Source organism: Prauserella oleivorans (genome assembly GCF_042685745.1).
GTDB classification, from domain to species: Bacteria; Actinomycetota; Actinomycetes; order Mycobacteriales; family Pseudonocardiaceae; genus Prauserella_A; species Prauserella_A oleivorans.
On sequence record NZ_JBHUNT010000001.1, the window covers coordinates 2,922,843 to 2,942,358 of the forward strand.

Here is a 19,516-nt window from a genome sequence, read left to right on the forward strand (position 1 = left end):
TTTCAGTCGGTGGTGCCGGACTCGATGACGACGCGGTCGCCGCGCGGGCAGAACCGGCCGTTGAGCCCCGCGGCGCGGGTGATCTGCTCGATGTAGGCGGTCACGCGCTCGCCGTCCGGGGTTCCGCCGCAGGGCACCGGACGCCCGCCGTCGTCGATCCAGCACGGCACGAAACCGGCCTCGGTCAGGCCGTGCGCGTCGAACCGGCACCACGCGATCGCGGTGTTGCGGCTCTCCGGGTGGAAGGGGTAGTACGGCATGTCCGGATCGGGAGCGAAGCCGTAGAGCTCCTTGCGGCGCTGCGCCCACGCCTCGAGCTCGGCGCTGGAGGCGGCTCCCGCGCCGGGAGTCAATGCGTGGGTCACCGTGACGAAGTTGCCGAGTCCGTGGAAGATCGGCTTGCCGCGGTGGGTCTCGATGCCGCGCATGATGTGCGCGTGGTGGGAGAACACCGCGTCGGCACCCGCGTCGATCGCCGCGCGGGCGACCGGCCGTTCGTACATCGCGACGGCGGCAGGGGTGTGACCGACGCCCTTGTGCAGGGACACGAGCACGACGTCGGCCTCGGCGCGCAGTGCCCGGACGTCGGATTCCATCGCCTCCAGGCTGTCCGGGTCGGCGAAGGTGTAGATCTTCGGCGGGCCGCCGGGACTGGCGTGGTCGAGCTCGTAGTGGGTCAGCACGTGTATGTAGGCACACCCGGCCTTGCGCGACGTTGCCCATGACTCCCGGGGGCCCACACAGTTGTAGGACAGCACGCCGACCCGTAGTCCGCCGCGTTCCACGACGGCGGGAGTGCGTGCCTCCGCCAGGGTCGCGCCCGCGCCGGTGGGGACGAGTCCGGCCGCGCGGGCGTGGGCGACCGTGTCGGCGATTCCGACATCGCCCGCGTCGTGGATGTGGTTGCCGGCGAGCGTCACGATGTCGAACCCCGCGTCGGTGAGGGCGGGCAGCGCGGCCGGGTCGGCCGGCGGCGCGGGCACATCGGTGCTCTGGGAAACGGTGGTGGTCGAGTGCGGCACCTCGACGTGCCCGATGGTCACGTCCGCCGCCCGCAGCAGGGGAGCGGCGGGTGCGAGGAAGGACGCCGGGTCGGGTTCGTCGAGGATGAGGTCGCCGACGGACGCGATCGTGATCACGAGTTGCTCTCCACAGTAGACGCAAACGCTTCCGCGTTGTGGTGCCGGGCGAGGAAGGACCGCAGGCGCGGGCTGCTGGGTGTCGTGAAAAGCTCGGCGGGCGGGCCCGACTCCACGATGCGTCCGGATTCCATGAACACGCACCGGTCGGCGACCTCGCGGGCGAAGGCCATCTCGTGGGTCACCACGATCATCGTCATGCCCTCCTCGGCGAGCCCACGCATGACGGCGAGCACGTCGTCGACGAGCTCGGGGTCGAGCGCGCTGGTCGGTTCGTCGAACAGCGTGATCCTCGGCTTGGTCGCGACGGCGCGGGCGATGGCCACGCGCTGCTGCTGACCGCCGGAGAGCTGGCGAGGATAGTGGTGGGCGCGGTCGGCGAGCCCCACCCGTTCCAGCAGCTCCATGCCCTCGGCCTCCGCCTCGGCCCGCGGCCGCCCGTGAACGCGCACCGGGGCCTCGGTGATGTTGCGCAGCACCGTGAAGTGGGGGATGAGGTTGAACTGCTGGAACACCATGCTCATCCGGCTCCGTTGCGCGGCCACCCGGCGCGCGCCGAGCGCACGCAGGCCGCCCCGGTGCTGTTCGTAACCGAGCAGCTCGCCGTCCAGGTAGATCGCGCCGGCGTCGATGGTGTCGAGCTGGTGCACGCACCGGATCAGTGTCGACTTGCCCGAGCCCGACGGCCCGATGACCACGACCACCTCCCCTTCCTGCACATCGAGACTGACACCGTCGAGCGCGGCGTGCTCGCCGAAGTTCTTGCGCACGCCTCGCAGCCGCAGAGCGGGTCCTCCGGTCATATCGTTGCTCCGTCCGATGTGGATGCTGTGTGGCGACGCCCGCGGGAGTTCGCCGTGTGGCCACGGGAGAAATGCCGTTCCAGCCAGCGCTGGCCGATGGTGAGGATGGTGACCACCACGAGGTACCAGATGCAGGCGACGATGAGCAGCGGCACGATTTGGTAGGTGCGGTTGTAGATCACCTGGACCGAGTGCAGCAGGTCGGCCATCGCGATCACCGACACGAGCGCGGTTCCCTTGAGCACGCTGATGAACTGGCTCCCGCTCGGTGGAATGATCACCCGCATGGCCTGGGGGAGCACCACCCTGGCGAACGTCTGTGCCGGAGTGAAACCCATTGCCCTGGCCGCATCACGCTGACCGGAGTCCACGCCGAGCAGTCCGGCCCGGATGATCTCGGCCATGTACGCCGACTCGACCAGCGACAACCCGATCACGGCGGCGGTCAACGGTGTGATCACGGTGTTGGCGTCCCACGACGCGAACTCGGGGCCGAACGGGATGCCGATCGAGATCCGGGGCAGCAGGTAGGCCAGGTTGAACCAGAAGATCAGCTGGACCAGCGGTGGGATGCCGCGGAACACCCCGACGTAGAGGGTGGCCGCCCAGCGCAGTGGAGCGAAGTCGCTCAGCTGCGCCGCGGCGAGCAGGCCGCCGACCACCGAGCCGATCACCATGGCGACCACCGCGAGCAGCACGGTCGTGGCGAGTCCGGACAGGACGGTCGGTGCGAACAGGTACTCGGCGACGACGTTCCATTCGAACCGGTCGTTGGTCACCAGGAACCAGGCGAGCTGGGCGGCGACGACAGCGAGCACGATGCCCGCCACCCAGCGCCACGGCCGGACTCGCCGCCGCGCGGTGGCGACGTCGTCGACCGCCTCCGGGGCAGGGGCGGAAAGGGTTGTCATGGGGATTGCTCCAGGGATGTGGGGGGACGAGCCTCAGCGCTGCGAACTGGCGACGTTGAGCAGCGGTTTCTCCACCATCACGTCGGTGAGTCCCCACTGCTCCATGATCCGGCGGTACTCGCCGGAGTCGAACAGCTCCTGGAACGCCTTGTGCAGCACCGGTCCGAGTCCGCTGTCCTTCGGGACGAACAGCGCGAGGTGGTCACTCGTGGCACCCTGCGCCTCGGTCTGGGTCACGTAGGTATAGGTGTCCTTCTGCGCCCGGATGACGTCGATCGCGGCCGCTTGGGTCATGCCGGCCGCGTCGGCGCGGCCCGATCGGGCCGCCAGCATCGTCGCGTTGGTGTCGTCGAGCCCGATCGTCTGTGCCGGCTTCTTCCCGCTGCTGGTGCAGAACTCCGAGAGCTTGGTCAGCTGCTCCTCGACCACACTCGCCTTGACCACGGCGACGCGCTTACCGCAGAGATCCTCGGCGTCGTCGATGCCCGCCTTCGAGTCGGTCGGCACCACATAGGACGTACGAGTGGTCATCCAGGTGATCGTGTCGAATTGCCGCTCGCGCTCGGGAGTGGCTTTGACCGGGCCGTTGAACGCGTCGTACCGGCCGCTGAGCATGCCCTGCAGCGCGGCGGGCAGGTTGTTGACGATGGTCGTCTCCGTGCGTACGCCGAGCACCTCGCCCAGAGCGTCCTGGAAGTCCTTGTCGATTCCCGTGATGGAGCCGTCGGCCCCCACGGTGCGGTAGGGAGGGTGTGAGTCGCCCGCGAACCTCAGCACCCCGGAGTCCTTGACGGACTGCGGAAGCGCGTCGTGCAACGCGGGCACGGGTTCTGCGGAGTTCTCGGCATCGTTCTGTGCGGCGGTGCCGCAACCCGCCGTGGTGAGTGCGGCGGCGATGGCGAGCACGAGCAAGCGGTGACGGCGGGCGCGGTGGCGCATGGCGGTCTTCTCCCTGCGTTGGGCCTAGTGCCAGGCGTGGATCCGGTAACCGCTTCCGGCCGAGGACGGCCGCCAGCGGCGGGTTGTCGTGTGCGGCGACGAGCGTCGCATGAGCTGTCGCCTATTTCAAGACTCGTGTGTAACTTTGTGACAATCCGGCGGGCGACAGTGCAGACGCCGACCGGACCCGTAGGCTTGACGGAACGTGACCGCGACATGACGCAGCAGGGGTGCCGAGTGATGCCAGGGATGACCACGGACCCGTCGAGGGCCGAACTGCCCCGCCCGCAGAGTGGTGCGGAGCCCCAGCTGTTGCTCACCTCGCTGCTGGGCGACTTCTGGTACTGGCGCGACGAGCACATCCCGGCGACCGCGCTGGTCCGGCTGCTCGCCGACTTCGACGTCACCGCGGACGGCGCACGTGCCGCCATGCGCAGGCTGGTGGCACGCGGATTGCTCGCGTCGTCGCGCCGCGGGCGGACCACGGCCTACGGTATCCCGGCCCGGACCTCCGAGGTGATCATCGAGCGCACCTACAGGATGCTGACGTTCGGGGTCACCGCACCGGACTGGGACGGCCGGTGGACCGTCGTGGCGTTCTCGGTGCCCGAGCAGGATCGGGGTGTGCGAACAGCCCTCCGGTCGCGCCTGCGGGTGTTGCATTTCGCGGCGCTGTACGACGGCGTGTGGGTGTCACCGCACGACCGGGCGCGGGAGGTGCTCGACATGCTCGAGGACCTGGGGGTGCGGACGGCGACCGTGCTCCGCTCGGAGGAGGTGCCCGGCACACCGGAGGGGGGAAGCCCGCTGTCGGCGTTCGACCTGGCGCCACTGGCCAAGGAGTACAAGGCGTTCGCCGAGCGTTACGAACCGCTGCTGGAGAGCCTGGAGGCCGGCCTGATCGGTCCGGCGCAGGCACTGCGAACCCGCACCGAGTTGCGCGTCGACTGGCGACGGTTCCCGGAGACCGACCCGGATCTGCCCGCCGAGCTGCTGCCGGAGGATTGGGACCGGCCCCGGGCACAACGGGTCTTCGTCCAGATCTATGACCGGCTCGGCCCGCTCGCCGAGCTCCGGTTCCGGCAGATCCTCGGCACCGTGGCTCCTGAACTGGCCGAGCTCGCCTCCCATCACGACTCGGCGACGGTGGCCCGGCTGTTCGCCTCGCTCGGCGACCGGAGGGCACACGGTGACACGCCGTTCGAGCAGGCGGCGCAGGCGCGCAGGCTCGCCGAGGCCACGCGCACCCGGTGCTGAGCGCGCCCCTCGGTTCACGGCGCGACGGCATCCTGGGCGGCGGCTCTGACGACGCGGCGCAGCAGGTTTCGGAGGGTGTCCTGCTCGTCGGCGGCGAGATCTGCCAGTTGCTCCCGCACGGCCGCCGAGGCGCGGGCGGCGGCCTCCTGCCGGACGGACCGTCCTTTGTCTGTGGCGGCGATGAGCTTGGTGCGGCGATCGGAGGGGGCCGGCCGCCGTTCGACGAGTCCGGCGCCCGCGAGCTCGTCGACGAGCTGGACGACCTGACTCGGGTCGAGGCCCAGTGTGCCGGCGAGGTCGCGTTGCGAGATGCCGGAAGGCGTGTCGCAGGCCAGGCACAGCACGGAGTACTGCCGTACCCGCAGCCCGTCGGCGGCCAGTGCGGCGTTGGTGGCCCGCACGACCAGCCCGCTGGACCGGGAGAGCAGGAACCCGATGTCGTCCGTCAGCTCTGACATGTAGTGGTCTCCCTCAATTATTGACAACCTCAATGATATCGGCTTACGGTCCTGGTGGGGAAGCGGGGTAGCCCGCTCTACTTGACATCGAGGAGAGATCACCGTGGATCTGACCGGCAAGGTCGTGATCGTCACCGGCAGCGGGCAGGGTCTTGGACTCGCCTACGCCGCCGAGCTCGCCCGGCGCGGTGCCGCCGTCGTGGTGAACGACATCGACGAGCAGGTTGCCGCCTCGGCGGTGAAGACCATCGTCGCCGGCGGTGGCAAGGCCGTCGCCGAGGTCGTGCCCGTGGGAACCAGGGAGGCCGCGGAGTCGCTCGTCGCTCGTGCCGTGAGCGAGTTCGGCAGGCTGGACGTGCTGGTCAACAACGCGGGCATCCTGCGCGACACGACATTGTGGAAGATGACGGACGAGGACTTCGACGCCGTGATCACCACGCACCTGCGCGGAACGTTCACCTGCACGCGTGCCGCCGCGATCCGCATGCGCGAGCAGGGGGACGGCGGCCGCATCATCTGCGTGGGTTCGCCCACCGGCCAGGTCGGCAACTTCGGGCAGACCAACTACGCCGCGGCCAAAGCCGGCATCGTCGGCATGGTCCGCACGTGGGCCATGGAACTGGCTCGTGCCGGAATCCAGGTCAACGCCATCGTTCCGGTCGCGGCCACCGCGATGACCGAGACGGTGCCCTTCCTCAAGAAGTACGTCGACGCGCTGAGGGCCGGTGAGCAGCTGCCGCGGTTCGCCCGGCAGCAGCTGGGCTTCGGCAGCCCCGAGGACGTCGCCGGGCTGGTGGCTTTCCTCGCCTCTGACGCCGCGGCCGGGATCAGCGGCCAGGCGATCGGCATCGGAGGGGACCGGCTCGCGCTCTGGACGCATCCGGCCGAGGCCGTCGTGGAGTTCGCGGACGGCACCGGCTGGTCGGCCGAGGCGATCGCGGAAGTCTGGCCGCAGAAGTTCGCGAGCCACCACCAGACCGTCGGTCAGCAGTTGCCCGAGGAGGCGAAGTGAGCGGGCTCGACCTCGAGACACTCGTCGCCATCGACGTGCACACGCACGTGCACGCCGACGACCACGGCCATTTCACGATGGACGACGAGCTGCTCGACGCCGCCGACAAGTACTTCAAGGGCACGGCGCCGCAGCCGACGGTGGCCGACATCGCCGAGCACTACCGGGCGCAGAACATGGCCGCGGTCGTGTTCACCGTCGACACCGAGATGGCCACCGGTCATCGTCCGGTGTCCAATGAGGAGATCGCCGAGGCGGCCGCACAGCATTCCGACGTGCTCATCCCGTTCGCCTCGATCGACCCGGCCCGTGGCCTGTCCGGTGTCCGCGCCGCCCGCCGGCTCGTGGAGGAGTATGGCGTACGCGGGTTCAAGTTCCATCCGTCTCTTCAGGCTTTCGAGCCCAACGACCGCAGGATCTATCCGCTCTACGAGGAGATCCAGAGCCTCGGCGTTCCCGCGTTGTTCCACACCGGCCAGACCGGCATCGGCGCGGGCCTGCCGGGCGGGCGTGGAATCAAGCTGCGCTACTCCGACCCGATGCTGGTCGACGACGTCGCCGCGGACTTCCCGGAGCTTACGATCATCCTGGCGCATCCGTCGGTGCCCTGGGCCGACTCGTCGATCTCCATCGCCACACACAAGGCGAACGTCTACGTCGACCTGTCCGGCTGGTCGCCGAAGTACTTCCCGCCGCAGCTGGTCCGGGCCGCCAACACGCTGCTGAAGCACAAGGTGCTCTTCGGATCCGACTATCCGCTGATCACGCCGGAGCGGTGGCTGCGCGACTTCGAGGCGCTCGAGATCCGCGATGAGGTTCGGCCGCTGATCATGAAGGAGAACGCGATCCGGGCGCTGGGGCTGCGCCGTGCGTAACGCGGGGCTGGGGTCGTGGCCCGAACGGAGACTGACGATCTCGCCGCACCGGGATGCGCTCTGGTTCGAGGGAAAGACGACCTCGTACGCCGGTTTCGCCGAGCGGGTGCGCCGGACGGCGTCGGCGCTGGCCGGTCTCGGCGTGGTCCCGGGCGACCGCGTGGCATGGGTCAGCGGAAACCATCCGTCGGCGCTGGAAACCCTCTACGCGTGCGGGCAGCTCGGCGCGATCTGGGTGCCGGTCAACGGTCGGCTGACGGCACCCGAGGCCGAGTACGTGCTGACCGACGCCGGCGCGTCGATCGTCGTGCACGGACGTGACCACGGTGAACTCGCGGACGCGTTGCGCGACAAGGTGCCGGCGGTGCGGGCGTGGGTGGCCGTGGAGCCGCCCACGGTCGGCGGAACCGAATCGCTGCTGTACGAGCACTTGCTCGCCGAGGCCGCGCCGGAGCCCCGCGACCTTCCGGTCACACTCGACGATCCCTGCCTGATCATGTACACCTCCGGCACGACCGGGAAGCCCAAGGGCGCCGTGCTGACTCACGGCAACATGACCTGGAACGCGGTCAATCAGTTTCTCGGCCTGGACTTCGGTCAGGAGGAACGCACGCTCGCGCTCGCACCGCTGTTCCATATCGGAGGCCTCAACGGAACGGTGAATCCCACGCTGTTGCGTGGCGGGTGCGCGGTCCTCGTGCGGCGTTTCGACCCGGGGGAGGCGCTGCGGGTCATCGAGGAACAGCGCGTCAACTCGTTGTTCGCCGTGGCCACGATGCTCGACGAGATGGCCCGCGATCCCGGCTTCCGCACCCGTGACCTGTCGGCCTTGCGTGCCGTCTGTGCCGCCGGTGCTCCCGTGCCCCTGCCGACGTTGCGCACCTGGCTCGACCGCGGGGTGACGATGCAGCAGGCCTACGGGATGACCGAGGCCGCACCCGGCTGTACGGTGCTCGACTCGGCCGACGCGGAACGCAAGGCTGGTTCCGCGGGAAAGCCGTTGTTCTTCACCGACGTCCGCGTGGTGCGTCCGGACGGCACCGACGTCGACGTCGACGAGGTCGGTGAGGTCATCGTCCGGGGCCCCAACGTCATGGCCGGCTACTGGAACGACGCCGAGCGCACCGCCACGGTGATGATCGACGGCTGGTACCACACCGGCGACGCGGGCTCACTGGACGACGAGGGTTACCTCTACATCCGGGACCGCTACAAGGACATGATCATCTCCGGTGGGGAGAACGTGTATCCCGCCGAGGTCGAGTCGGCGCTGCTGGAACTGCCGGGCGTCCTCGAAGCCGCTGTCATCGGCGTCCCGGACGAGAAGTGGGGCGAAGTCGGCCTCGCTCTCGTCGTCGCCGAGTCCGATGCGGACCTCGATGCGGACGGCGTGCGAGCCCGGCTACGGGAGAAGCTCGCCGGCTTCAAGGTTCCCCAGCACGTCGAGTTCGTGCCCGGCCTGCCCAAGACGGCTACCGGAAAGATCCGCAAGCCCGAGCTGCGGGCCAGATATCAGGAGGACAAGCGATGACCACCACGACCACCGTCGCCGAACTGCCGAAGTATGTGGGCAGGGAACTCGGCACCAGCGATTGGCTGGAGGTACCGCAGGAGCGGGTGGCCACCTTCGCCGACGCGACCGACGACCACCAGTGGATCCATGTCGATGTCGAACGCGCCACGAAGGAAAGCCCGTTCGGTGGCCCGATCGCACACGGGTATCTCACCCTGTCGCTGCTCATTCCGCTGTGGTCGCAGGTACTGACCGTCACCGACGCGACCATGGCCGTCAACTACGGCCTCAACAAGGTCCGCTTTCCCGCCCCGGTGCCCTCCGGGTCGAAGATCCGGCTCACCGCCTGCCTGGCAAATGTCGAGGAGATCAAGGGCGGTTACCAGCTGACCGTGAACGCCGTCATCGAGCGGGAGGGTGGCGACAAGCCGGTCTGCATCGCCGAACCCGTGTTCCGGTTCTACGCCTGAGCCGGCGGGTGACCCGGCCCGCCACGGGCCGGGTCACCCGCCGGCGGAGTCCCATCGACGCAGCACGGCCTCGAATCCCCCTCGAATCGTGTAGTGACGCGGTGGCGGCATATCGGGGTGTGCGTGCGGAGCCACCAGTTGCGCGCAACGAAGCTCGGCCAACGGGCCCAGCCGGTCGTAGAGCTCCGCGAAAAGCTCGTATGCGCGCGCACGCGGCCAGTCGGCGGGCAGGACCTCGTGTGGCAGACCGGGGTCATGGCGATACAGGCCCCGCCACTGATCGGTGAGGTGAGCGCGGAGGACGAAGGCGTCCGCCGGAGTGACCAGCCCCTTGCGCGCTTGCTCGAGCGCGGGACGGTAGGTCGTGATGAAGTCCTCGTACTCGTCCCGGACCTCACCGGTGGGCCAGGTCTTCACGACGTCGAGAATGCCGGCCGTCACGGGATGGACGACGGCACCGTGCACGACGACCGCTGACACATCCAGTTCGGACACAAGCTCGACAGCGGCCTGTTGTTGCGTCGATGGAGCGATCCAGACCGACTCGGCGAGCATGCCGAAACCGAGCGCGCGCAGCCGATGGCGCAGGGCTCTCCGCTGGACGGCCTGATCAGGCGGCGCGGTGATCGAGACCAGCACCCAACTGCCGTCCCACTCCTCCCCGGACTCGGCGGGCCCGCCGAAGCTCATCATCCTCGGCAAGCCACGTACGCCGCTGGCGACGACTGCCTCGGCCAGGTGGTAATGGCTTTCCCGGCCGCGCCGCACACGCACCAGAACACCTCGTTGTACCAGCCTGTTGATCGCCGCCCGCGCGCTGTGGACGGTGCTGCCGCACTCCTGCAGCAGGGCGACGAGGGCTGCCGAGGGAATCGGCTCCACCAGGCCTGTCCAGAAGTCGCCGAGCAAGCTGACGAGCAGGTGCTGTGGGTTGGGACCGGCTTGCCGGCGCGGCAGGTCCGGGGAGGGGCGGCGTTCCACGTCTGTGCTCACGGCGGCTCAGTGTGCCGGGGTGACCCGCAGCGGCACCGCCTGCGCGCCCACCTCCGGCATGCGGGTGGTCTCGATGGGGCCGTCGAGCTCCAGGTCGCTCGTCTGGGTGAGCAGTTGCTCCAGGCCGATACGCAGGCTCAGCCGGGCCAGCGACATGCCCACGCATCGGTGTCGCCCGCGGCCGAAACCGAGGTGGCGCATGATGTTGGGCCGATCGAGGATGAACCGGTCGGGCTCGGGGAAGACGCGCTCGTCGCGGTTGGCGGAGGCGTAGACCAGGGTGATCGGTTCGCCGGGGGCGATGGTGCGGCCGTGCAGCGTAACCGGTCGCGAGACCGTGCGCGCGAACCCGCGGTACGGCGTGTAGAGCCGCACGAACTCCTCGACCGCGGCAGGTAGGAGAGACAGGTCCTGCCGGAGTCGGTTCTGCAGTTCCCGGTCGCGCGCGAGGTGCACGCAGATGCCGCCGAAAAGGATCGGAGGTGCCACCATGCCCACGACCAGGGACTGGCGCAGCGCGCCGACGACGAGCTCGTCCCGAAGGGGTTTTCCTTCGAAGGTCTCGGCGAGCAGTGAGCTTGCCGGGTCCTCTTCCGGATCGCGCGGGTTCTGCCTGCGATCCGCGACCAGTGCCCGGGCCACGTCGTAGAGCCGTTCGCTTCTGGCCGTCACCACCTCGGCGTCCTGGCGTCGCCATGCGTCCACCCATTCCGATGCGTGCTCGGCGAGCACCGGCACCTGATCCGGGTCGAGATTGAGCCACTCCGCCGCGGTGTAGGCGGGATAGACGGTGCCGAACGTACGGCAGATGTCGCCGCCCTGCCGCACATAACCCACCATCTCGCGCCGGGCATGCTCGGTCAGCGCCGGTTCGAGCCGCCGCAGGCGTTCCCGGTGCAACGTGCGGTCCAGGGCGCGGCGAAACGGCGCGTGGTGCGGGGCGTCGAAGTTCAGCGGAGGGCGGCGGATGCCCCGCGGATCGCTGGGCACCACGGCCTTGACCGACGAGATGTACAGCTCGGCGTTCTTGGCGGCTTGCTCGACGTCGTCGAAGCGAGTCAGCGCCCAGAATCCGCCGTACTCGCTGGAGCGGGCGACCGGGCACTCCGCGCGGAGCCGTCGATAGGTCTCGTGCGGGCTGTCGAAGGTCTCGGGCGCCCGTGCGTCGAAGTCGTCGGTGCCGGTGTCTCCGGTCTGGTTCTCCTGTGCCATGGCGATCACCATACCGCGACATTTTCATGAACGAACCGTCCAATTTCTGTCGTATGGACGCCTCGAGCGCGGTACCTGGAGAGGCTTGGTCTTCACCATAGGCAACGTTGTGCTTGACGGGCGTCATACGCATGGTGTTATCGTCGGCCGCAACCGACGGCAGAGTGGCCGGGAGATGGGACACCACGTATGTGGAAACGCAGACATCGCGCCCTGACTGTGGTCGCGCTTGCGCTGGCGCTGGGAGCAACCGCGTGTGCCGGCGCCGAGGGCGAGACGGCGTCCGACCGGGAGGCCCGGATCGTGCTCGGCGTGGACGCCGTTCGGGGGCTCGATCCGGCTCGCCTGTTCAACCTGACCCCCTCCGGCGATGCGAACCGGATGGCGGCGATCTACGGCCTGTTGTTCTGGATGGACTCCGCGACTGGTGAGGTGAGGCCTCAGCTCGGGGCGTCACTGCGGCACAACGGTGTCGGCGACGAGTGGGTGATGAGGCTACGGCCGGACGTGCGGTTCACCGATGGCACGCCGTTGAACGCCGAGGCGGTGAAGTTCAACTACGAGCGCATCAAGGACCCGGCCACGGCCTCGCCCCTCGCGGACCTGCTCGACGGCGTCACCGTGCGCACCACCGGTGAGTACGAACTCACTCTCGAACTGGCGGAGCCGAACCTCGCGTTCGACAAGATCCTCGCCACGAACCTGACCTTCATCGCATCCCCGACCGCGATCCGCACCGATCCCGACTTCGCGCACAACCCGGTCGGTGCAGGGCCGTTCAAACTCGCGGAGTGGGTGGAGGACTACCGAATGACCCTGGTGCGCAACGACGACTATTTCCGCCAGGGCGAGCCTGCGCTGGACAAGATCACCTTCTTGACGCTGAAGGACCCGGTGCAGCGCATCAACATGGTCGCCACCGGCCAGGCCGACGCCGCGGTGCCCGGCTCGGAACTCTCGTTCATCGAGGCCGCACGCTCCGACGGACTGGACATCACCGCAGCGGACGCCGGCGGGGGCGTGATGTTGATGTTCAACACCACGCGTGCGCCTTTCGACGACGTCCGTGCGCGGCGCGCGGTGCAGCTCGCGCTCGATCTCGACGACATGGCCTCGGTGATCGATCCCGGCGCCCGCGCGAGTTCGAGCCTCTACGGGCCCGCGTCGCCGTACCACAGTGAGGACGGTCTGCCCGCAAGCGATGCCGAGCGGGCGCAGATGTTGTTCGACGAGCTGGCGGGCGAGGGTAAGCCGGTCGAGTTCACGGTGTCACTCGGGTCCAGTGGGTTCTTCGTACGGACCGGCGAGTACCTGCAGAGCAGATTGCAACAGTTCTCCGGTGTACGGGTCGAGATCGAAACCCTCGACAACGCGATGATCGACCAGAAGGTCTTCTCCCAGCGAGATTTCCAGTTGTCGGTGCAGATCGTGCATGTCAGCGACCCCGAGCCGAATCTGTCCAAACTGCTCTCCAGCGGAGGACAGACGAACTACCCCGGTTACTCCAACCCGGACTTGGATCGTGCGTTGCAGGCAGGCCGTACCGCGACGTCGGCCGAGGCGCGCAAGGAGGCCTACGCCACCGTGGAGCGGATCGTGGCCGAGGAGGTGCCGGTGCTGCTGGTGCGCAACCAGAAGCCCTACACCGTCCACTCCCCGAGTCTGCAGGGACTGACCCTGCAGGGCGACGGTTCGCTGCTCTATGACCGGCTGCGGGTGACGCGATGAGCCGCGTGCTGACCTCGTTGTCCCGCCGTGCCGCGCACCTGCTGGCGGTGCTGTTGCTGGTCACCATGGCCGGTACGGTCCTGGTCAACTTGATGCCAGGGGACCCGGCGATCACCATCCTCGGACCCACCGCCACGCCCGAGCAGATCGCGGCGTTCAATGCCGCGCACGGCTATGACCAGTCGCTTCCCGTGCAGTACCTGCAGTGGCTGGGCGGGGCGCTGACCGGCGATCTTGGCACCTCCGTGCACAGCGACAAGCCTGTTGTGGACGCGTTGCTGGAACGTCTGCCCGTGACGCTCGAGCTGACCGTGCTCGCGCTGTTGTTGTCGCTGGCTGCGGCTGTGCCGATGGCCGTGGTAGCGGCCTCCCGGGAGAACAGCGTGTTCGACCGGGTGTTGTCCAAGGCGGCGTCGGGGCTGCTCTCGATTCCCACCTTCGTGCTCGGGGTCGTGCTGGTGTACGTCCTGGGCGTCGCCTCAGGCCTGCTCCCGGTGGCCGGATGGGCACCGTTGTCGGCCGGGCTGGGGGAGAACCTCCGTTACGTCGTGCTGCCCGTGCTCGCGCTGGCGCTGGCCGAGTTCCCCTCCTTCTACCGCCTGGTACGCAGTGACGTCGTCAGCACGTTGCAGACCGACTTCGTCCGCACCGCGACGGTGCGGGGGCTGCCTCGCTGGTACATCCTCGTGCGGCATGTGCTGCGGCCCTCGTCGTTGTCGCTGGTGACCGTGGGCGCGGTGACCTTCGGCAGGTTGCTGGCCGGTTCCATCGTGGTGGAGAGCCTGTTCGGCCTTCCCGGCCTGGGCAACCTCGCACTGCAGTCGGTGCCGGGCAAGGACATTCCGATGATCCAAGGCATCGTCGTGCTCGTCGCATTGGCCTACGTGCTGATCAACGCCGTGGTCGACACGTCCTACGCCATTCTCGACCCAAGGATGCGGACATGACAGCTATCGCCGAGGCTCCCGCCGCCGCCGAGTCCGGGCTGGACCGGGCCACGCGGGCCGCCCGTCGCGGCCGGATCGCCTACCTCCTGTCCGTCGGCTGGATCGGCCTGCTGCTGCTCCTGGCCGCCGCGGCCGACGTCGTCAGCCCGGCCGACCCCGGTGCACCCGCCGGACCACCCCGCCTACCTGCGTTCGCCGACCTCGGCCACCTGCTGGGCACCGACAGCATCGGTCGCGACGTGCTCTCGCGGCTGGTCCACGGGATCCGCATCTCGCTGGTGGTCGGGCTGGGTGCCACGGCCATCGCGGTGGTGCTCGGTGTGCTGTGCGGGTTGCTCGCGGCCTACTTCCGCGGCTGGGTCGAGACTGTGGTCAACCTGCTGACCGACACGATGCTCTCCTTCCCCCCGCTGCTCGTCCTGCTCGCACTGGCGGCGGTGCTCACCCCAGGTGTGCCGACCCTGCTCCTGAGCCTGGGGCTGCTGTTCACGCCGACGTTCGCGCGACTGACCCGTGCCGCGGCGATGGCACAGATGCAGCGGGATTACATCGCAGCCGCGCGGTCGCTGGGGGCAAGCCGGAGCCGGATCATCTTCCGGGAGCTGCTGCCCAACAGCCTTCGGCCCGTGATCTCCTATTCGGTGGTCGTGGTCGCACTGGTGATCGTCATCGAAGGCTCCTTGAGTTTCCTCGGGGTCGGCGTCCCGCCACCGGCGCCGAGCTGGGGAGCGATGATCGCGTCGGCCAAGGATCAGCTCCACCTCGCGCCCTATCTGATGGCCCCACCGGCGCTGATGATCGTCTGCACTGTTCTGGCCTTCAACACGATCGGCGACCACCTGCGCCGGCGGATTTCCGGGGGTTCCGCATGAGCGACCGCTCCACACCTGTGCTCGAGGTCCGCGACGCGCGGTGTGCCATTCCCACGTCGCGCGGCGATGTCATCGCACTCGGCGGAGTCGACCTCTCGCTCGCCCGCGGCGAGGTGCTCGGGCTTGTCGGAGAGTCCGGTTCGGGCAAGTCGACGCTGGCGAAGTTCGTCATCGGAGCCACACCTGCAAGCGCACGAACCTCGGGCGAGGTCTTGCTGAACGGCACCGAGCTCACCGCACTTCCTCCCGAACGCGCTCGGAAGCTGCGCGGGCGCTATATCGGCACCGTGTTCCAGGACCCGATGATGGCCCTCAACCCCGTGGTGCCGATCGGCCGGCAGATCAGCGAGGCCCCACGGTTCGTCCTCGGGCTCTCCGCCCGCGAACGCCGGGACCTGGCCGTCGAGCTGCTGGAGCAGGTCGGCATCCCGGAGCCGGCGAGCAGACTCAAGCACTATCCGCATCAGTTCTCCGGCGGCATGCGCCAGCGCATCACCATTGCCATGGCACTTGCCTGCTCCCCGGACGTGCTGATTGCCGACGAGGCCACCACGGCCCTCGATGTGACCGTGCAGCGGCAGATCCTCGATCTGCTGGACAAGCTGGTCGAGGAACGCTCGCTCGCGACCATCCTCGTGAGCCACGACCTGGCGGTGATCGCGGGGCGGACGCACACCACCGCGGTGATGTACGCCGGGCGGATCGTGGAGTACGGGCCGACAGCGGAGGTATTCGAGTCGCCGCGGCACCCCTATACGCGGTCGCTGCTCGCCGCCGTGCCGAGGACGGATGCCCCGCCGCACACGCGCCTGCGCACCATTCCTGGAGCCGCCGCCGACCTCACCGCCCTCGGGGCGGGCTGCTCGTTCGCGCCTCGCTGCGAGCTCGCCACCCCGGTGTGTCGTCAGGACTTTCCGCAACCGCGTGGAGACGCGCATTGGGCACGCTGTATCCACTCCGGCGAACGGGCGGCATGATGACACTTCTCGAGGTCGACAGGCTGGTCAAGCGCTACAAGGTTCCGGGCGGCGTGGTCAATGCCGTCAGCGACGTCTCCTTCACCCTGGACGAGGGCGCGACGCTGTCACTGGTCGGCGAGTCCGGCTGTGGCAAATCCACCACCGGGCGCGCGCTCCTGGGCATTCCCGGCCCCGACGGTGGTTCGATCCGCCTCGACGGTGTCGACCTTGCGCGTGCCCGCCCCAGCGAGGTCGCCGAAGCACGCCGGAAGATCCAGATGATCTTCCAGGACGCGCGCGCGTCACTCAATCCCCGGCGCCGCGTCAAGGACCTGGTCGCCGAGGGCCTGGTGATCGCGGGCATGGCGCGGGAGGAGATCCACCGTCGGGTCGACGAGGTGCTCGTCGCGGTGGGGCTGGACCCGGATCAGGTCGGGGACCGCCGGGCCGACGAGTTCTCCGGCGGACAGTGTCAGCGCGTCGCGATCGCCCGCGCCATGGTCATGCGGCCGAAGATCCTGGTCTGCGACGAGCCCGTGGCGTCCCTGGACGTCTCGGTGCAGGCACAGGTCGTGAACCTGCTCGAGGACATGAAGCAGGAATACGGGCTGTCGCTGCTGTTCATCTCGCACGACCTCGCAGTGGTGCGGTCCATCAGCGATCACGTCGCCGTGATGTACCTGGGCCGGATCGTCGAGATCGGCGACGCGGAACGGGTCTACACCCGGCCCTTGCACCCGTACACCCGGGCACTGCTGGATTCCGTCCCGGTACCGGATCCGCAGCGTCCCTCCCGGGGCAAGGCTCTGGGGGGTGAACTGCCGTCGCCGATGAACCCGCCCACCGGGTGTCCATTCAGGACCCGATGCCCACTCGCGCACGAGCGCTGCGCGAGCGAGACACCGCGGCTGCGGCAGGTGGCGGACGGTCAGCGCGTCGCCTGCCACGTCGCCGCCGACGGGACGGCCGCGTGACAGGTACCACGAGGGAGCTCGCGGAGTGGGTGTCGGCGACGTGTTTCGACGAGCTACCCGACGACGTGCTCGCCCGCACCCGGACCCACCTGCTCGACACACTTGCCGCCGTCGTGGTGGGGCACAGCCGGCCCTGGACCCGTCGGGTGCTCGCCTACGCCGAGGAGCAGTCGCCGCCGGGCAACAGCATGGTGCTGCCCGCCGGGCCACGACTTCGCCCCGAATGGGCCGCCCTTGTCAACGGCACGGCGGCGCACGGGTTCGAGATCGACGACTACGCGTTACCCGGACTGTCACACCCCGGTTGCGCCGTGGTCCCGGCAGCGCTCGCGGTGGCCCAGGACCTGCACGCCGTAGGCCGCCGCCTGCTGACGGCCCTGGCGATCGGCTACGAGATCACGGTCCGGTTCGGACGCGCCACCACGCCATCGTTGACGTCCGACCGCGGGTTCCACGTCACCAGCGTGCTCGGCGTTCTCGGCGCCACGGCAGCCGCGGCCAGTCTGTCCGGCCTGGACGCCGCAACCACCCAGTCGGCTCTCGGGCTGGCCGCTTCCATGGCCGGCGGCACGACCGAGTTCACCCGAACGGGCGGAGACGTCAAGCGCCTGCACGGCGGGTTCGCCGCCGCGGCGGGGGTGCGAGCGGCCGCGCTCGCCGGCGCGGGACTCACCGGGCCGAGGGCGGCCATCGAGGGAGAGCGCGGTTTTCTGGCCGGCTTCGTCGAGCACGCAGCTCCCGAGGAGCTCACCCGCGGGCTGGGGCGCCAATGGATGTTGCACGATCTCGGCATCAAACGCTGGTGCGTGTGCGCCGGGCTGCAGGCACCACTTGCCGTGCTGGGCGAGCTGATCGAGCGGCACCGCTTCGGCCCGGCCGACATCGACGAGATCCGGGTCGGCCTGGACGGGCCGACCCTGGCACACGTCGGGCGGCTCGGTCCCCGGCCCGCCGACCTGACCGAGGCGCAGCTCAGCCTGCACCATGCACTGGCGACGAAGCTGGTGCTCGGTGGCAACGATCCGGTGCACTACGCCGCCTTCGAGCGTGGCCGGGAACCGGAGGCGGTGGCGGAGGTCGGTCAACGGGTGACCGGCTACCTGGACGCGGGCGCCGACGCCGTCTTTCCGCGGCGCGTGCTGGCGACCGTGACGGTTCACCTGTCGGACGGCAGGGAGCTCACGGCCACCGGCGAGGCCCCGGGATCACCGCGAAAGCCGATGAGCGCGGCCCAGGTCAGGGCCAAATTCGACCGGCTGACCCGCCCGGTCCTCGGTGAGCGCGCGGACGCCCTGCTCGACCTCGTTCCCGTGGACAACGACCTGAAGGAAGTGCCAGGACAATGATCACTTTCGCCGCCGTGGGGGACGTCGGTCCGGAACGCGAGGACGCCGACTCGCTGTTCGCGAACGTGGCCGAGGAGATCGGCACGGCCGACCTCGCCTTCCTGCAGCTGGAGATGACGCTGACCGAACGCGGGCAACGGGTCCCGCAGACCCGGCACACGTCGAAGACGAGCCCGAAGGCTGCGCACGCATTCCGCAGGGCGGGGTTCCACCTGGCGTCCTGGGCGAGCAATCACGCGCTCGATTGGGGCTTCGAGGGGTTCCGCGACACGATCAAGGCTCTCGAGTCGGCCGGGCTTACCCCGCTCGGCGTCGGGGAGAACCTGGCGGAAGCCCGCCGACCGCGCATCACGGAGGTCGATGACGTGCGGGTGGCGGTGCTGGCCTACTGCAGCATCCTGCCCGCCGACTATTGGGCGACCGGTAACCGTCCAGGCGTCGTTCCGCTGCGCGCGTTCACGGTGTTCGAACCGATGGAGCCGGACCAGCCCGGTACCCCGCACCACATGCGGACCTTCCCACATCCCGACGACCTGGCGGGATTGCTCGACGACATCCGTGCGGCGCGTGAGGAAGCGGACGTGGTGCTGGTGTCGGCGCACTGGGGCATTCATTTCACGCACGCGCAGATCGCCGACTACCAACGCGCGGTCGCCCATGCCGCCATCGACGCGGGCGCCGACCTGGTGTTCGGCCACCACGCGCACATCCTCAAGGGCATCGAGGTGTACCGGGGCAAGGCTATCTTCTACAGCCTCGGCAACTTCGCGATCGAGCTGCCGATGGACGCCGAGCATGCAAGCCGCCCGACGTTCCGCCACCTGCTGTCCCTGCATCCCGGCTGGGAACCGGACATCGGCGGCATGTACAACTTTCCACCCGACTCCCGCAAGTCGATGGTGCTGCGGTGCGAGCTCGATCGCTCGGGTGTGCGTCGGGTGGGCTTCCGTCCCGTCCACATCGACCGCATGGCGGTGCCGGAAATGCTGGAGCCGGACGATCCGCGCTTCGCCGAGGTGGTCGAGTACGTCACGCGCATCAGTGCCGAAGAAGGGCTTTCCGTGCGACTCACGGTGGAGGACAATCTCGTGACCGTCGCCTGACCGTG

Annotated in this window: 19 protein-coding genes; 12 read left to right on the plus strand and 7 right to left on the minus strand. The window is 69.0% G+C overall.

Features of this window, described 5'->3' with window-relative positions; genetic code table 11:
• Positions 1-2: 2 nt before the first annotated feature.
• From ACFSZT_RS14345 to ACFSZT_RS14360, 4 genes are read right to left on the minus strand one after another with little or no spacing between them, the layout of a single operon-like run.
• Positions 3-1,139, minus strand: coding sequence for a CapA family protein (locus tag ACFSZT_RS14345; RefSeq protein ID WP_377392087.1), 1,137 nt, complete (start codon positions 1,137-1,139; stop codon positions 3-5).
• A complete protein-coding gene (locus ACFSZT_RS14350) occupies positions 1,136-1,942 on the minus strand; it encodes an amino acid ABC transporter ATP-binding protein (protein ID WP_377392084.1) in 807 nt (268 codons plus the stop codon). The genes ACFSZT_RS14345 and ACFSZT_RS14350 overlap by 4 nt, the downstream gene beginning before the upstream one ends.
• Positions 1,939-2,853 (minus strand): amino acid ABC transporter permease, encoded by a 915-nt coding sequence (locus ACFSZT_RS14355; protein WP_377392081.1) that lies wholly within the window; start codon positions 2,851-2,853, stop codon positions 1,939-1,941. The genes ACFSZT_RS14350 and ACFSZT_RS14355 overlap by 4 nt, the downstream gene beginning before the upstream one ends.
• A 33-nt stretch (positions 2,854-2,886) precedes the next feature.
• Entirely contained in the window at positions 2,887-3,792 is a 906-nt protein-coding gene (locus tag ACFSZT_RS14360) for a transporter substrate-binding domain-containing protein (protein ID WP_377392078.1), read from the minus strand.
• Between the two features lie 249 nt (positions 3,793-4,041).
• Between ACFSZT_RS14360 and ACFSZT_RS14365 the strand changes: the two genes are divergently transcribed.
• Positions 4,042-5,049 carry a PaaX family transcriptional regulator gene (locus ACFSZT_RS14365; RefSeq protein WP_377392329.1) on the plus strand — a complete coding sequence of 336 codons (1,008 nt, stop codon included), beginning with the start codon at positions 4,042-4,044 and terminating at the stop codon, positions 5,047-5,049.
• Between the two features lie 14 nt (positions 5,050-5,063).
• Here the strand turns inward: ACFSZT_RS14365 and ACFSZT_RS14370 are convergent, their stop codons facing one another.
• Positions 5,064-5,507: a MarR family winged helix-turn-helix transcriptional regulator gene (locus ACFSZT_RS14370; protein WP_377392075.1), complete on the minus strand. Its 444-nt coding sequence runs from the start codon at positions 5,505-5,507 to the stop codon at positions 5,064-5,066.
• Positions 5,508-5,610: 103 nt separating this feature from the next.
• On the opposite strand from ACFSZT_RS14370, the gene ACFSZT_RS14375 reads away from it, so the two are divergent.
• Genes ACFSZT_RS14375 through ACFSZT_RS14390 form a run of 4 tightly spaced genes read left to right on the plus strand, consistent with a single transcriptional unit; the run spans position 5,611 to position 9,377 of the window.
• Positions 5,611-6,519, plus strand: coding sequence for an SDR family NAD(P)-dependent oxidoreductase (locus tag ACFSZT_RS14375; protein ID WP_377392072.1), 909 nt, complete (start codon positions 5,611-5,613; stop codon positions 6,517-6,519).
• On the plus strand, positions 6,516-7,394 hold the full coding sequence (locus tag ACFSZT_RS14380) for an amidohydrolase family protein (RefSeq protein WP_377392069.1): 879 nt from the start codon (positions 6,516-6,518) through the stop codon (positions 7,392-7,394). The genes ACFSZT_RS14375 and ACFSZT_RS14380 overlap by 4 nt, the downstream gene beginning before the upstream one ends.
• Positions 7,387-8,925 (plus strand): acyl-CoA synthetase, encoded by a 1,539-nt coding sequence (locus tag ACFSZT_RS14385; protein ID WP_377392066.1) that lies wholly within the window; start codon positions 7,387-7,389, stop codon positions 8,923-8,925. The genes ACFSZT_RS14380 and ACFSZT_RS14385 overlap by 8 nt, the downstream gene beginning before the upstream one ends.
• Positions 8,922-9,377 carry a MaoC family dehydratase gene (locus ACFSZT_RS14390; RefSeq protein WP_377392063.1) on the plus strand — a complete coding sequence of 152 codons (456 nt, stop codon included), beginning with the start codon at positions 8,922-8,924 and terminating at the stop codon, positions 9,375-9,377. The genes ACFSZT_RS14385 and ACFSZT_RS14390 overlap by 4 nt, the downstream gene beginning before the upstream one ends.
• Before the next feature lie 33 nt (positions 9,378-9,410).
• On the opposite strand, the gene ACFSZT_RS14395 is transcribed toward ACFSZT_RS14390, so the two are convergent.
• Positions 9,411-10,370, minus strand: a complete 960-nt coding sequence (locus tag ACFSZT_RS14395) for a PaaX family transcriptional regulator (protein ID WP_377392060.1) — start codon at positions 10,368-10,370, stop codon at positions 9,411-9,413.
• Positions 10,371-10,376: 6 nt separating this feature from the next.
• The gene (locus tag ACFSZT_RS14400) at positions 10,377-11,582 is read right to left on the minus strand and encodes a cytochrome P450 (protein ID WP_377392057.1); all 1,206 of its coding nucleotides are present in this window, start codon (positions 11,580-11,582) and stop codon (positions 10,377-10,379) included.
• A 189-nt stretch (positions 11,583-11,771) separates the two neighbouring features.
• On the opposite strand from ACFSZT_RS14400, the gene ACFSZT_RS14405 reads away from it, so the two are divergent.
• Genes ACFSZT_RS14405 through ACFSZT_RS14435 form a run of 7 tightly spaced genes read left to right on the plus strand, consistent with a single transcriptional unit; the run spans position 11,772 to position 19,511 of the window.
• Positions 11,772-13,310, plus strand: a complete 1,539-nt coding sequence (locus ACFSZT_RS14405) for an ABC transporter substrate-binding protein (protein ID WP_377392054.1) — start codon at positions 11,772-11,774, stop codon at positions 13,308-13,310.
• Positions 13,307-14,257 carry an ABC transporter permease gene (locus ACFSZT_RS14410; protein ID WP_377392051.1) on the plus strand — a complete coding sequence of 317 codons (951 nt, stop codon included), beginning with the start codon at positions 13,307-13,309 and terminating at the stop codon, positions 14,255-14,257. The genes ACFSZT_RS14405 and ACFSZT_RS14410 overlap by 4 nt, the downstream gene beginning before the upstream one ends.
• Entirely contained in the window at positions 14,254-15,129 is an 876-nt protein-coding gene (locus ACFSZT_RS14415; RefSeq protein ID WP_377392048.1) for an ABC transporter permease, read from the plus strand. Before ACFSZT_RS14410 ends, ACFSZT_RS14415 begins: the two co-directional genes overlap by 4 nt.
• On the plus strand, positions 15,126-16,106 hold the full coding sequence (locus ACFSZT_RS14420) for an ABC transporter ATP-binding protein (protein ID WP_377392045.1): 981 nt from the start codon (positions 15,126-15,128) through the stop codon (positions 16,104-16,106). The genes ACFSZT_RS14415 and ACFSZT_RS14420 overlap by 4 nt, the downstream gene beginning before the upstream one ends.
• Positions 16,103-17,062 carry an ABC transporter ATP-binding protein gene (locus ACFSZT_RS14425; RefSeq protein WP_377392042.1) on the plus strand — a complete coding sequence of 320 codons (960 nt, stop codon included), beginning with the start codon at positions 16,103-16,105 and terminating at the stop codon, positions 17,060-17,062. Before ACFSZT_RS14420 ends, ACFSZT_RS14425 begins: the two co-directional genes overlap by 4 nt.
• On the plus strand, positions 17,059-18,408 hold the full coding sequence (locus ACFSZT_RS14430) for an MmgE/PrpD family protein (protein ID WP_377392039.1): 1,350 nt from the start codon (positions 17,059-17,061) through the stop codon (positions 18,406-18,408). Before ACFSZT_RS14425 ends, ACFSZT_RS14430 begins: the two co-directional genes overlap by 4 nt.
• Positions 18,405-19,511, plus strand: coding sequence for a CapA family protein (locus ACFSZT_RS14435; RefSeq protein ID WP_377392037.1), 1,107 nt, complete (start codon positions 18,405-18,407; stop codon positions 19,509-19,511). The genes ACFSZT_RS14430 and ACFSZT_RS14435 overlap by 4 nt, the downstream gene beginning before the upstream one ends.
• Positions 19,512-19,516 lie beyond the last annotated feature (5 nt).